Below are 12,496 nucleotides of genomic sequence, written 5' to 3'. Positions count from 1 at the left end.
CCGCAACCTAGGCCCATGACCAGCTTCTACGACCGTCACATCATGCCCAAACTGATCGGCTGCGCCTGCGGGGCCAAGCCGATCACCTATCAGCGCAAGAAGGTCGTGCCCAAGGCGGCCGGCAGGGTGCTGGAGCTTGGCATTGGCGGCGGCATGAACCTTATCCACTACGACGCCGCAAAGGTGACCAGCGTCTCCGGCGTCGATCCCTCAGCGGAACTTCGCGCCATCGCCCAGAAGGCCCCGCGCCCGGACGGCCTCAAGGTCGACATCCAGGACGGGACCGCCGAACAGCTCCCCTTCGCGGACGCCAGCTTCGACTGCGTGGTCTGCACCTTCACCCTCTGCACCGTCTCCTCGCCACCGGCCGCCCTGGCCGAGGCCAAACGCGTGCTCAAGCCCGGCGGCCGCTTCCTGTTCTGCGAGCATGGCCTTTCGCCCGACCCCAAGGTGGCCAGCTGGCAGGGCTTCATCGAACCCCTGTGGAAGCGCATGGCCGGCGGCTGCCACCTGACTCGCCCGGTCGCGGCTGGCATCGCGGCCGCCGGCTTCGCCATCACGGACCTGAGCAGCATGTACCTGCCCAGCACCCCCAAGTCGGTCGGCTGGAACGAGTGGGGAGAGGCCAGAGCTTAGCGCTTGAGGGCCAACTGACGCGTTGACGCTCATCATACCGACGTTCAAAACTCATCCGGCCTGCTTCGGGGGCGAGACGGGGCTAGTGGCCAGCAGATGGACGATGCGGCCTTCTTCAATGGGCTCGAACAGACCCGAAGCCTTGTCGAGCGTCGCCTGGCCCAGCTGTTGCCGCCAGACGGCCAGGCTCCCGCGCCCCTGACCGGCGCCGCCCGCTACGCCGTTCTTGCGCCGGGCAAGCGCTTCCGTCCCATGCTGGCCATTCTCGTCGCCCGCGATTTCGGAGCTCCCGACGGCGCCGCCCTCGACGTGGCCTGCGCCTTCGAGATGGTTCACACCGCCTCCCTGATTCTCGACGACCTGCCGTCGATGGATGACGCCAGCCTGCGCCGGGGCGTCGCCACCACCCACAAGGCCTTCGACGAGGCCAGCGCCATCCTCGCCGCCGTGGCCCTGCTCAACCGCGCTTACGGGGTGATCGCCGACGATGCCGGCCTGACCGACCAGGCCAAGGTCGAGCTGACCGCCCGCCTCTCCGAATGCGTCGGCTTCCGCGGCCTCGTCGCCGGCCAGTCCCGTGACCTCGACCGCCGCGGCAAGACCCTGAGCAATGACGAGATCGATCTCCTGAACCACCAGAAGACCGGCGTCCTGCTGGTCGCCCCGGCCCAGGCCGGCGCCCTGATCGCCGGAGCCGACGGCGCCCGACTGGCCGCCATCGGCGAGTTCGCCCGCCGGCTCGGCCTCGCCTTCCAGATCCGCGACGACATCCTGGATGTCGAGGGCGCGGCCGCCGACGGCAAGGATCAGGGCAAGGACGCAGGCATGCCGACCCTGGTCACCAGCCTTGGCGTCGCCGGGGCCCGCCAGGCCATGCAGGGCTACCTCGACGCTGCCCGGGACGCCCTGGCCGAGGCCCGCTGCGGCGACCACGCCTGGCGCTATGCCAGCGCCCTGTTCGGCCCCCGCAAGGTCGCCGCGTGACCGACAGCCGGCCGATCCTCAACGTCTGGGGCGCCGAGCTCAGCCACGGCCGCCGCAAGCTGCTGCGCGGCGTCGATCTGACCCTGCGTCCCGGCGAAATCTACGCTCTGCTCGGGCCCGCCGGCGCCGGCAAGACTACCTTGTTGCACGCCATCTGTGGCCGCATGAAGCTGGACAAGGGCGACATCGCCCTGGAGGGACAGAACCCCTGGTCGACACCGGTCTGCCGCGCCGCACTCGGCCTCGTTCCGCAGAACATTGGCCTCTACAACCACATGACCGTGCGCGAGAACCTCCAGACCTTCGGCCGCCTGGCCGGGGTGAAGGGCAAGGACCTGCGCGACGCCGTGGCCCGTGCCACCCACCTCTGCCGCATCGATGACCATGAGAAGGAGCCGATCGGCAAACTGTCCGGCGGCTACCGCCGGCGGGTCAACATCGCCTGCGCCATTCTGCACGGCCCCCGCTTGTTGGTCCTCGACGAGCCGATGGTTGGGGTCGAGCCGGAAGCCCGCGAGTCCCTGGACGGGGTCATCCGCGACCTGCGCGACACCGGCGTCTGCGTGCTGATGATCACCCACGACCTCGACCAGGCCGGTGATCTGGCCGACCGGGTCGGCTTCCTGCGCGAGGGCAAGAAGGTGATGGAGGGCTCGCCCCGCCACCTGATCACCCAGGCCTTCGGCGAAGAACTGGAAATCCTTGTCCAGCTCGACGAGGACCCCGACAGCGGCGACGAGATCGTCCTGGCCGGCGCCGGCCTGGAGCGACGCGGCAAGACCAACGTCTGGACCACGCTCGACGCCGGCGGCTACGCCACTGCCGGCAAGCTGGATGCGACGCTGCGCAAGTCGGGCGTCACGCCGCGCGAGATCCGCGTGCGCCAGCCCAGCCTGCACAACCTCTTCACCCTCGTCGCAGACTGGCAAGACGCCGCATGATGTTCGCGATGTTCCGGGTGATGCTGCTTCGGCTGCTGCGTGATCGCGGCGCCCTGGCCATGACCTTCCTCCTGCCGCCGCTGGTCTTCGTGATCTTCGCGACCGTGTTCTCCGGCGCGACCGGCGAGAACATCAAGCTGAAGCTGGTCATCGCCGACCAGGCCCGGACGCCGGCGTCCGGTCGCCTGGTCAACGCCCTGCTGCAGGACGGCCACCTGCGGGCGGTGACCGCCGATCCCAACACCGCCAAGACCGTCCGCCGCCAGGTCCGCGCCGGCAAGGCCGACGCCGGCCTGATCATCCTGTCCGACCCGGCCGGGGAGGGGACTCCTTTCCTGGTCGTCACCGACAGCACCCGGGCCATGGCCGCCCCCATGACCCAGGGCCGCATCCAGGCGGCGCTCAGCGAACGCCTGCCCGACGTCATGCTGGAGAAGAACCTGCGCATGGTCGGCCCGGCCTATGCCCCCACCAAGGAACAGCGGGCGCGGGCCAAGGGGATCGTTGACCGGGTCCACGCCGACGCCAGCGCCGGCCGCCCCGTCCCTGCCGACCAAGACCTGTTCGCCGTCGAAGCCATCTCCGGCGCCGGACGGAGCCGGGGGACCATCAGCTACTACGCCGGGGCGGTGACCATTCTCTTTGCCCTGTTCTCGGCGGTGAACGCGGCCCTGACCCTGATCGAGGAGCGCAAGGCCGGGGTCGCCGACCGTATCCTGGCCGGGACCGCCGGCATGGTGCCTGCGCTGAACGGCAAGTTCCTGTTCATCGTCCTGCAGACGGTGCTGCAGGCCTGCGCCATCTTCCTGGTCGCCCAGGTTCTCTACGACACCCAGGTGCGCAGCCACCTGCTGCCCTGGCTGGCGACCAGCATCTGCGTCGGCATCTGCGCCGGCGGCATGGCGCTCGGCGTTGTCGCCCTGACCCGCAGCCGCGACCAGGCCCAGCTGGTCTCGACCTTCGTGTTTCTGCTGCTGGCGGCGGTCGGCGGCAGCCTGACGCCTCGCTTCCTGATGCCGCCCTGGCTGCAGGACCTCGGCTTCTTCACCCCCCACGCCTGGGCCATCGACGCCTATCAGGCGCTGCTTTGGCGCGACGCGGAGTGGACTTCGCAGTATGCTGCCTGGGGGGTTCTGGTCGGCACGGGCCTGGCGGGGCTTGTGCTGGCGCATGTGATGGCCCGCCGGGTTCGCCGATGATCCAGGTTCTGCAGTTTATCGTCCTCTACTTCGCCGCGGTGGTCTTCATGGAAGGCTTCGCCTGGGTGATGCATCGCTATGTCATGCATGGCTGGGGCTGGGTCTGGCATCGGTCCCACCACGAGCCGCGCACCGGCAATTTCGAGCTCAACGACCTCTTCGCCGTGGTCTTCGCCGCCCCGGCCATCGTCGCCATCTATTTCGGCGTCCACGGGACGCCCTGGCTGCTCCCGGTGGGCTGCGGCATCACTACCTACGGGGCCATCTACTTCCTGTTCCACGACGGCCTGGTCCACCGCCGCTTCCCCATGCCAAAGGCGAAGAGCGCCTACTGGAAGCGCCTGATCCAGGCCCACCGCTTCCACCACGCCGTCCACACCAAGGAAGGCTGCGTCTCGTTCGGCTTCCTGATGGCGCCCGACGTCCGCAAGCTGAAGGCCCAGCTCGCCGCCCGGGGCGTCGCCGCCGACGAGGGTTGACCTTCCGCCCTTGACCTGCGGGGCGACCACGCCCATTCCTCCGCCCGGATCAGATGGCCGGGCGATCGCGGCGCGCAAGCGTCGAGGAAAGTCCGGGCTCCACGGTGACAAGGCGGCGGGTAACGCCCGCCGGGGGCGACCCCAGGGATAGCGCCACAGAGAGCAAACCGCCTCTCTTCGGAGAGGTAAGGGTGAAAGGGTGGGGTAAGAGCCCACCGCGGGGCTGGTAACAGTCCTGGCACGGCAAGCCCCGCCTGGAGCAAGACCGAATAGGGATTCCGCGCCTGATAAGTCGTCCTTCGGGCCGATACTTCAGGCAGGGCCGTCACCGGCCCGAGGCGTCCGGGTTGGTCGCGAGAACCGTCCCGCGAGGGGCGGTCCAGAGGAATGATCGTCACCGGCCGTTCGCGGCCGGGACAGAACCCGGCTTACAGGCCATCTGATCCGCTCACTCCCCTTCCTTCCCCCGGCAAGCGGGAGACGGGCGCGCCAGTGTTATCCCCGTATTACTTAACGCGTTCCATGTATGTTCTGTTGATCGTTCAATTTCATTAACCAAACCAAGGAAAAATACCCTTGAATCCACACTGAATCTTGCGTTGAGGCATTCCGTCCCATTGCCGCCCAATTCGTCCCATGTTAACCCAAACACACTCGGCGCGGGGCTGTGCGGCGACCGAGAGGCGGGTTATTCCGAAGGGCAGGGACGCGGTGTTCTTCTCGACGTTCGAGAAACAGTTGGACGCGAAGCGGCGCCTGGTGGTGCCGATGGAGTTCCGCGCCGCGCTCTCGGGTCTGTTCGACGGCGTCTTCTGCTTTCCCTCCATCGAGTTCGACTGCATCGAGGGTGGCGGCAAAAGCCTGTTCGACCGTTACCAGTCGGTGATCGACGAGCTGCCCTTCGGCGACCCGCTGCGCTCCGACCTCGAATTCTCCATCAACGGCGGCCTGGCCAGGATGAGCTTCGACGACGCCGGGCGGATCACCCTGCCGCCGCAGCTTTGCGACCAGTTCGGACTGACCGACTGGGTGGTGCTGGTCGGTCTGGGCGAGCGGTTCCAGATCTGGCCGCGCGACGCCTTCCAGGCCCGCCGATCGGCCGCCCGCGAGGGGGCTCGCGAGGGGCTTGCCGCCCTGCGCGCCGCCCAGCGCACCGCGAAGCTGGGGCAGCCCTGATGAGCAACGCCGAGCAGCCCCACATCTCGGTCATGCTGCCCGAGGTGCTGGCCGCCCTGCGCGCGGGCCCTGGCCAGACCGTCATCGACGGCACCTTCGGGGCCGGCGGCTACAGCAAGGCCATCCTCGACACTGGCGCCTCTGTCGTCGCCTTCGACCGTGACCCCAGCGCCCGCAAGTTCGCCGCCCCGCTGGAGGCGACCGGCCGCTTCCGCCTGATCGACGCGCGTTTCTCGTCGATGGCCGATCAGCTCGGCGACGGCAGCGTCGACGGCGTCGCCCTCGACCTCGGCGTTTCCTCAATGCAGCTGGACGAAGCCGACCGTGGCTTCTCCTTCATGCGCGATGGCCCGCTGGACATGCGCATGGGCGCGGACGGTCCGACCGCCGCCGATCTGGTCAACACCCTCGAACACGCCGAACTGGCCCGCATCTTCTACGTCTACGGTGAAGAGCGCGAGAGTCGCCGGGTGGCCAGCTTCATCCTGCGCCGACGGGACGAGACGCCCTTCACCCGCACCCTCGACCTGGCCGAGGTTATCGAAAAGGCGCTCGGCGGCCGACGCGGCGCCAAGACCCATCCGGCCACCAAGTCGTTCCAGGCCCTGCGCATCGCGGTCAACGAAGAACTCAGCGAACTCGAAGCCGGACTGCTGGCCGCCGAGCGCGTTTTGAAGACCGGCGGCCGTCTCGCCGTCGTCACCTTCCATTCGCTGGAAGACCGCATCGTCAAGGCCTTCCTGGCCGAACGGGCGGGCAAGACCCCGGGCGGCTCGCGCCACGCCCCGCCGGTCAAGGCCGGCGCGCCGGCTTCGTTCGAGCTGATCCACAACGGCGCCAAGCAGGCCTCCGACGCCGAGTCGGCCGTCAATCCCCGGTCCCGGTCCGCCAAGCTGCGGGCCGCGGTCCGCACCGCCGCCCCTGTGTGGAGCGCCGCCGCATGAGCCTGCTCGACCACCGAACCCGCGGTTTCCGCACCATCAACGTCGTCTTCTGCGCCGTGCTGGCGGCGACGGCGGTGACGGTGCTGCTGGCCAAGGCCTACGCCGGCCGAGAGGTGCGCGACATTGCCCGCACCGAACGCTTCATTGGCGAGGAGAACAAGCGCATCCGCCTGCTGAAGGCCGAGGTCGCCCACCTCGAACAGCCCGAACGCCTGCAGCGCCTGTCCAAGCAGCTGCTCGGCATGGCGCCGCTGGCCGCCACCCGCGAGGGCGACATCAACAGCCTGCCGGCCATCGCCGCCGGCTATGCCCCGCCGACCCCGATCGCCACCCCCACAGCTCCGGAAGTCCAGCCCGAGGAAATCCCCGGCATCGACGCCGCCGCGGCGCCGGCGCCGGCGCCGGTCGCGGCCGAGGTGGGCGTCCCCGCTGTCGCCAGCCCCGCGGAGACCGGTCAATGAGCCTGGACGGTCTGACCCCTCACCGCTATCCGCGCCCGGTGCGCTGGGCCATCGACTGGCTCTGGCGCATCGAGCACGCCTTCGAGCGAGCCAAGGCTTCCGGCCGGCCGGAGGACGACGCGCGGGTCCGCATCCTGGTGGTGCTGGCCTTTTTTGCCGTTCTGTTCGGCCTGATCGGCGGCGGGGCCATCTTCGCCGCCGTGTTCAGCGACGCGGGTAAAAAGGGCTCGATCGCCTCCCTGCCGCTGAACGCCAAGGCCGACATGGTCGACCGCAACGGCCAGCTGCTGGCCGCCAACCTGACCCACTACAGCCTGTTCCTCGATCCGGCCGACGTCTGGAACCGCCGGGAGACCCGCAAGGAACTGCTGGCCCGCGTGCCGGGCCTGAAGCCGTCGAAGTTCAACGACGTCATGAACAAGGGCAAGCGCCGGGTCCTGGTGGAAGGTCTGACTCCCGAGGTCCGCGCCAGCATCCACGACCTCGGCCTGCCGGGCGTCAGCTTCGAGGAAAGCCCGCGCCGGGTCTATCCGATGGGCCCGCTGGCCGCCCACCTGGTCGGATTCTCCGATCCCGGCGGCCAAGGGCTGCAGGGCGCCGAGCGCGGCCTGATGAACGAGATGCGCGCCGGCTATGTCAGCGGCGAGCCCGTCGCCCTCTCCATCGACGTCCGCGTCCAGGCCGCCCTGGAAGAGGAACTGGCCGCCGCCGTCGAGGAATTCCATCCGCTCAACGCCGTCGGCATCGTCACCAACGTCCACACCGGCGAAGTCATCGCCATGGCCTCGCTGCCGGAGTTCGACCCCAACCGCTTCGGCAAGTTCGACGAGAACCAGCGCAAGAACCGCGCCTCGGCCCAGCTTTACGAGATGGGGTCGACGTTCAAGACCTTCACCGTCGCCGCCGGCCTCGACACCGGGGTGGCCTCGATGGACTCGACCTTCGACGCCCGCACGCCGCTGAAGATGGGCTACCGCACCATCCATGACTTCCACGGCACCAACCGCATCCTGACGCTCGGCGAAGTCTTCAACCACAGTTCCAACATCGGCACCGCCAAGCTGGCGCTGGGCATCGGCGTGGATCGGCTGAAGCACTATTACGACGCCATGGGCCTGACCCGTCGGCCTAAGCTGGAGCTGTTCGAGACCGCCACCCCGCTGGTCCCGAAGACCTGGAACGACGACGCCCTGGCCAGTGTGTCCTTCGGGCATGGAATCAACGTCACCCCGCTGGCGATGGCCCAGGCCATGGGAACCCTGCTGAACGGCGGAACCTTCGTACCCGTCACCATCCTCAAGAAACCGGCGGACTATCGTCCGCAGGGGCCGCGCGTGTTCTCCGAGGACACCAGCCGGGCCATGCTGCGCATCATGCGCGGCAACGTCGTCCAGGGCACCGGCCGCCGCGCCGATGCGCTCGGCCTGTCGGTCGGCGGCAAGACCGGCACCGGCGAGAAGTACGACCCCTCCATCCGCGCCTACAGCAGCACCAAACAGGTTGCCTCCTTCGCCGCCGTCTTCCCGACAGACGGCCCACTGGAAGCCCCTCGCTACTTCGTGCTGATCCTGCTGGACGAGCCGACCGGCGGGGCCCGCACCGGCGGCCTTGTCGCCGCTCCGGCGGTCGGCCGCGTCATTGACCGCAGCGCCCGGTTCCTGGGCGTCCAGCGCCAGATGCAGCGGCCGCAGTTCGACATCGCCGCCGTCCATGGGAGACCCAATCTGTGACGCTGCTGAGCGCCATCGTTGGTCAAGCGGTCGAGCGTGACGTCGAAATCACCGGCGTCACCGCCGACAGCCGCAAGGTGGAGCCGGGCTTCCTGTTCGCAGCCCTGCCGGGCAGCAAGGCCGACGGCCGGACCTTCATCGCCAAGGCCATCGAGCTGGGCGCCGCCGCCGTGCTGGCGCCGGAGGATGTGGCTGACGTCGGCGTTCCGGTCGTCCACGCCAAGGACATCCGACGGGCCTACGGCCTGGCCGCCGCGAAGTTCTGGGGGAGCCAGCCGGCCACTTGCGTCGCCATCACCGGCACCAACGGCAAGACCTCCATCGCCGCCTTCTGCCGCCAGATGTTCCGCACGCTCGGCCGTACCGCCGGCAGCATGGGCACTCTGGGTGTTGTCGTCTCGGCTCCGGGCAAGGACGATGTCGTCCTCACCCCGCCCGGCCTGACCACCCCCGACGCCGCCGACGTCGCCGAGCTGATGGCCAGGATGGCCGACATGGGCGTCACCCATGTGGCGCTGGAGGCCAGCTCGCACGGCATCGACCAGCGGCGCCTCGATGGCGTGACCCTGACCGCCGCCGGCTTCACCAATTTCACGCAGGATCACCTCGACTACCACGGCACCATGGGCGCCTACCGGGCCGCCAAGCTGCGGCTGTTCGAAACCCTGCTGCCGACCGGGTCCACCGCCGTGCTCAACGCCGACAGCGACCAGTATGACGTCTTCGCGGCCGCCGCCGTCACCCACGGCCACACCCTGATCTCGACCGGTGAGGCGGGGCAGGGGATCAAGCTGCTCGACCGTATCCTGACCCCCGACGGCCAGACCCTGACCATCGAGCACAAGGGCGCCCACCACATCGTCCGCCTGCCCCTCGCGGGCGGCTTCCAGGCCGACAACGCCCTGGTCGCGGCCGGCCTCTGCATCGCCGCCGGCGAAGCGCCGACCGCGGTCTTCGCCGCCCTCGAACAGCTCGACGGCGCCCCCGGCCGTATGCAGCGGGTCGGCACAGGCCCGCGCGGCGGCGAGGCCTATGTCGACTACGCCCACACCCCCGACGGCCTCGAGACCCTGCTGAAAGCCCTGCGCCCGCACGTGCGCGGCAAGCTGATCGCCGTGTTCGGGGCCGGCGGCGACCGCGACGCCGGCAAGCGTCCCCTGATGGGAGAGATCGCCGCTCGCCTCGCCGACGTCGCCATCGTCACCGACGACAACCCCCGCTCCGAAGACCCGGCCAGCATCCGCGCCGCCATCCTCGCCGCCGCCCCCGGCGCCCGCGAGATCGGCGACCGCCGCGAAGCCATCCGCGCCGGCGCCGCCCTGCTGGAAGACGGCGACGTCCTGGCCGTGGCCGGCAAGGGCCACGAGCAGGGCCAGTTGGTCGCCGGCGTGAACCACCCCTTCGACGACGTCGCCGAGACGGCCGCGGCGCTGGAGGCGGCCCGATGAGCCTCTGGACCGCCGCCGAGATTGCCGCCGCCACGGGCGGGACAGCCACCGCCGATTTCGCGGTGGGTGGCGTCTCCATCGACAGCCGCTCCATCGACGCCGGCGACCTCTTCGTCGCCCTGGCCGGGGTGCGCGATGGCCATGAGTTCGCCGCCAAGGCGCTCGCCGACGGCGCCGCCGGTCTCCTGGCCTCCAAGCCGGTCGATGGCCCCTCGGTGCAGGTCGCCGATACCCTCAAGGCTCTGGAACTGCTCGGCATGGCCGCCCGCGACCGTTCGTCGGCCCGCCGCTGCGCCGTCACCGGTTCGGTCGGCAAGACCAGCGTCACCCAGGCCATCGCGGCGGGCCTGACCCTGGCCGGCCCGAGCCACAACTCGGTGAAGAGCTACAACAACCACATCGGCGTGCCCCTGACCCTGGCCCGTATGCCGAAGGCGACTGAGCGCGCCGTATTCGAGATCGGCATGAACCACGCCGATGAAATCACCCCGCTGTCGAAGTTCGTCCGCCCCCACGCCGTGGCCATCACCACCGTCGGCCCGGTGCACATCGAGAACTTTCCCGACGGCGAGGCCGGCGTTGCCCTGGCCAAGGCCGAAATCTTCGACGGCATCGAGCCGGGCGGCGTCGCCGTCCTCAATGCCGACAACAGGTGGTTCGATCTGCTGAGCGACCGCGCCCGCGCCGCCGGGGCCAGGGTCCTCGCCTTCGGTAGCGGCGAAGGCTGCGACGCTCGCCTCACGGGCTTCGACGTCGATGGCGTTCAGGCGACCGTTTCGGCCACGCTCCACGGTCGGGCCCTGCGCTACAACCTGCTGCAGACCGGCCATCACTGGGGCCTCAACAGCCTCTGCACCCTGCTGATGCTCGAAGCCATGGACGTCGACCGTCCCACGGCGCTCGCCGCCCTGGCCGCCTTCGAGCCGCTGGCCGGCCGCGGCGCGGAAAAGGAAGTCGCCAGGCCGGGCGCGCCCTTCACCCTGATCGACGAGTCCTACAACGCCAACCCGATCTCGATGATCGCCGGCTTCCGCACCCTGGGGGCCCGCAAGGTCTCGGGGCGGCGCATCGTCGCGTTGACGGACATGCTGGAACTCGGCCCCGAGGGCCCGGCCATGCACGCATCCCTTGCCGGGCCAATCGATGCGGCGGGAATCGACCAGGTCTTCGTCGCCGGTCCGCTGATGAAATCGCTCTGGGAGGCCCTTCCGGCGACTCGCCGGGGCGGCTACGCGGAGTCAGCGGCCGAACTCGCGCCGCTGATCGCACAGGCCATAGAGCCTGGCGATGTGGTGATGGTCAAAGGCTCCAACGGCTCGCGCGCCGGCGTCATCGCCGCCGCCCTGGCCGCGCTGGGCAATGCCGGGGGTGACGCCTGATGCTGTACCTGCTCTATCAGTGGCTGACGGCGGCGGACGTGAAATTCCCCCTGCTCAACCTCTTCCAGTACCAGACCTTCCGGGCCGGCATGGCCTGGGCCACGGCCTTTATCGTCGCCGTCGCCATGGGCAGCCGCTTCATCCGCTGGATGAAGGCCAAGCAGGGCAAGGGTCAGCCGATCCGGGCCGAGGGCATCGAGCGCCATGTGCTTGAGAAGGCCGGCACCCCGACCATGGGCGGCTTCATGATCCTGGCCGGGATGATGGTCGGCACCCTGCTGTGGGCCGATCTGACCAGCATCAAGGTTTGGGTGGTGATCTTCGTCACCGGCGCCTACGGCCTGCTGGGCTTCCTCGATGACTATCGCAAGGTGACCAAGCAGACGACGGCCGGGGTCTCCAGCCGCATGAAGCTGCTGATTCAGACGGTGGTCGCGGTCGCCGCTGTGCTGGCCCTGATCCTCTGGGCCCAGGCCCCCAACGAGGCGCCAAACCTGACCACCTCGGTCGCCTTCCCGGTGTTCAAGAACCTGATCATCGACCTGGGCTGGTTCTATCTGGTCTTCGGCGCCTTCATCATCGTCGGGGCGTCCAATGCGGTGAATCTCACCGACGGCCTCGACGGCCTGGCCATCGTGCCGGTGATGATCGCCGCCGCGGCCTTCGGGGTTATCGCCTACCTGGTCGGCAACGCGGTGTTCGCCGGCTATCTGCAGGTGCCGTTCGTGCCCGGTTCCGGCGAGCTCGCCGTCTTCTGCATGAGCATCATCGGCGCCGGCATGGGCTTCCTCTGGTACAACGCCCCGCCGGCCAAGATCTTCATGGGCGACACCGGCTCGCTGGCCCTCGGCGGTTCGATCAGCGCCGTGGCCGTGGCCGCCAAGCATGAGATCGTGCTGGGCATCATCGGCGGCCTGTTCGTGGTCGAGGCCCTGTCGGTGATGATCCAGGTCGTCTACTTCAAGCGGACCGGCAAACGCATCTTCCTGATGGCGCCGATTCACCACCATTTCGAGAAGCTGGGCTGGGCGGAAAGCACCGTCGTCATCCGCTTCTGGATCGTCGCCATCATCCTGGCCTTCATCGGCCTCGCAACCTTGAAACTCAGGTAGGGGGACG

General features: G+C 69.0%; 12 protein-coding genes and 1 other RNA gene. All 13 read left to right on the top strand.

Going from position 1 to position 12,496, the window contains the following annotated elements:
- Positions 1-15 precede the first annotated feature (15 nt).
- The 13 genes from AC2YG9_RS17620 to mraY all read left to right on the top strand — a co-directional run bounded on the left by AC2YG9_RS17620 (position 16) and on the right by mraY (position 12,489).
- A complete protein-coding gene (locus tag AC2YG9_RS17620; protein WP_487299295.1) occupies positions 16-636 on the top strand; it encodes a class I SAM-dependent methyltransferase in 621 nt (206 codons plus the stop codon).
- Positions 637-732: 96 nt separating this feature from the next.
- Positions 733-1,620: a polyprenyl synthetase family protein gene (locus AC2YG9_RS17615; RefSeq protein ID WP_487299294.1), complete on the top strand. Its 888-nt coding sequence runs from the start codon at positions 733-735 to the stop codon at positions 1,618-1,620.
- A complete protein-coding gene (locus AC2YG9_RS17610) occupies positions 1,617-2,561 on the top strand; it encodes an ABC transporter ATP-binding protein (protein ID WP_487299293.1) in 945 nt (314 codons plus the stop codon). Before AC2YG9_RS17615 ends, AC2YG9_RS17610 begins: the two co-directional genes overlap by 4 nt.
- Complete coding sequence (locus AC2YG9_RS17605; RefSeq protein WP_487299292.1) at positions 2,558-3,760, top strand: ABC transporter permease; 1,203 nt, start codon at positions 2,558-2,560, stop codon at positions 3,758-3,760. Before AC2YG9_RS17610 ends, AC2YG9_RS17605 begins: the two co-directional genes overlap by 4 nt.
- A complete protein-coding gene (locus AC2YG9_RS17600) occupies positions 3,757-4,239 on the top strand; it encodes a sterol desaturase family protein (protein ID WP_487299291.1) in 483 nt (160 codons plus the stop codon). The genes AC2YG9_RS17605 and AC2YG9_RS17600 overlap by 4 nt, the downstream gene beginning before the upstream one ends.
- A gap of 49 nt (positions 4,240-4,288) precedes the next feature.
- An RNA gene (gene rnpB, locus AC2YG9_RS17595) (RNase P RNA component class A) lies at positions 4,289-4,686 on the top strand.
- A 264-nt stretch (positions 4,687-4,950) separates the two neighbouring features.
- Positions 4,951-5,415: a division/cell wall cluster transcriptional repressor MraZ gene (locus tag AC2YG9_RS17590; protein ID WP_487299290.1), complete on the top strand. Its 465-nt coding sequence runs from the start codon at positions 4,951-4,953 to the stop codon at positions 5,413-5,415.
- Positions 5,415-6,359, top strand: coding sequence for a 16S rRNA (cytosine(1402)-N(4))-methyltransferase RsmH (gene rsmH, locus AC2YG9_RS17585; RefSeq protein WP_487299289.1), 945 nt, complete (start codon positions 5,415-5,417; stop codon positions 6,357-6,359). The genes AC2YG9_RS17590 and rsmH overlap by 1 nt, the downstream gene beginning before the upstream one ends.
- Positions 6,356-6,820, top strand: a complete 465-nt coding sequence (gene ftsL / locus AC2YG9_RS17580) for a cell division protein FtsL (protein WP_487299288.1) — start codon at positions 6,356-6,358, stop codon at positions 6,818-6,820. The genes rsmH and ftsL overlap by 4 nt, the downstream gene beginning before the upstream one ends.
- Positions 6,817-8,550 carry a peptidoglycan D,D-transpeptidase FtsI family protein gene (locus tag AC2YG9_RS17575; protein ID WP_487299287.1) on the top strand — a complete coding sequence of 578 codons (1,734 nt, stop codon included), beginning with the start codon at positions 6,817-6,819 and terminating at the stop codon, positions 8,548-8,550. The genes ftsL and AC2YG9_RS17575 overlap by 4 nt, the downstream gene beginning before the upstream one ends.
- Positions 8,547-9,998 carry a UDP-N-acetylmuramoyl-L-alanyl-D-glutamate--2,6-diaminopimelate ligase gene (locus AC2YG9_RS17570; protein WP_487299286.1) on the top strand — a complete coding sequence of 484 codons (1,452 nt, stop codon included), beginning with the start codon at positions 8,547-8,549 and terminating at the stop codon, positions 9,996-9,998. The genes AC2YG9_RS17575 and AC2YG9_RS17570 overlap by 4 nt, the downstream gene beginning before the upstream one ends.
- Complete coding sequence (locus AC2YG9_RS17565) at positions 9,995-11,377, top strand: UDP-N-acetylmuramoyl-tripeptide--D-alanyl-D-alanine ligase (protein ID WP_487299285.1); 1,383 nt, start codon at positions 9,995-9,997, stop codon at positions 11,375-11,377. Before AC2YG9_RS17570 ends, AC2YG9_RS17565 begins: the two co-directional genes overlap by 4 nt.
- A complete protein-coding gene (gene mraY, locus AC2YG9_RS17560) occupies positions 11,377-12,489 on the top strand; it encodes a phospho-N-acetylmuramoyl-pentapeptide-transferase (protein WP_487299284.1) in 1,113 nt (370 codons plus the stop codon). Before AC2YG9_RS17565 ends, mraY begins: the two co-directional genes overlap by 1 nt.
- The last annotated feature ends 7 nt before the right edge of the window (positions 12,490-12,496 follow it).

The organism is Caulobacter sp. SRI_014 (assembly GCF_057586315.1).
Note: the sequence above shows the minus strand (reverse complement) of the source record. Positions and strands in the feature narration are given on the sequence as shown.

Coding starts and splice junctions, on each gene's coding strand:
- AC2YG9_RS17620 (WP_487299295.1), top strand. CDS start 16: ATGACCAGCTTCTACGACCGTCACATCATGCCCAAACTGATCGGCTGC.
- AC2YG9_RS17615 (WP_487299294.1), top strand. CDS start 733: ATGGACGATGCGGCCTTCTTCAATGGGCTCGAACAGACCCGAAGCCTT.
- AC2YG9_RS17605 (WP_487299292.1), top strand. CDS start 2,558: ATGATGTTCGCGATGTTCCGGGTGATGCTGCTTCGGCTGCTGCGTGAT.
- AC2YG9_RS17600 (WP_487299291.1), top strand. CDS start 3,757: ATGATCCAGGTTCTGCAGTTTATCGTCCTCTACTTCGCCGCGGTGGTC.
- rsmH (WP_487299289.1), top strand. CDS start 5,415: ATGAGCAACGCCGAGCAGCCCCACATCTCGGTCATGCTGCCCGAGGTG.
- ftsL (WP_487299288.1), top strand. CDS start 6,356: ATGAGCCTGCTCGACCACCGAACCCGCGGTTTCCGCACCATCAACGTC.
- AC2YG9_RS17575 (WP_487299287.1), top strand. CDS start 6,817: ATGAGCCTGGACGGTCTGACCCCTCACCGCTATCCGCGCCCGGTGCGC.
- AC2YG9_RS17565 (WP_487299285.1), top strand. CDS start 9,995: ATGAGCCTCTGGACCGCCGCCGAGATTGCCGCCGCCACGGGCGGGACA.
- mraY (WP_487299284.1), top strand. CDS start 11,377: ATGCTGTACCTGCTCTATCAGTGGCTGACGGCGGCGGACGTGAAATTC.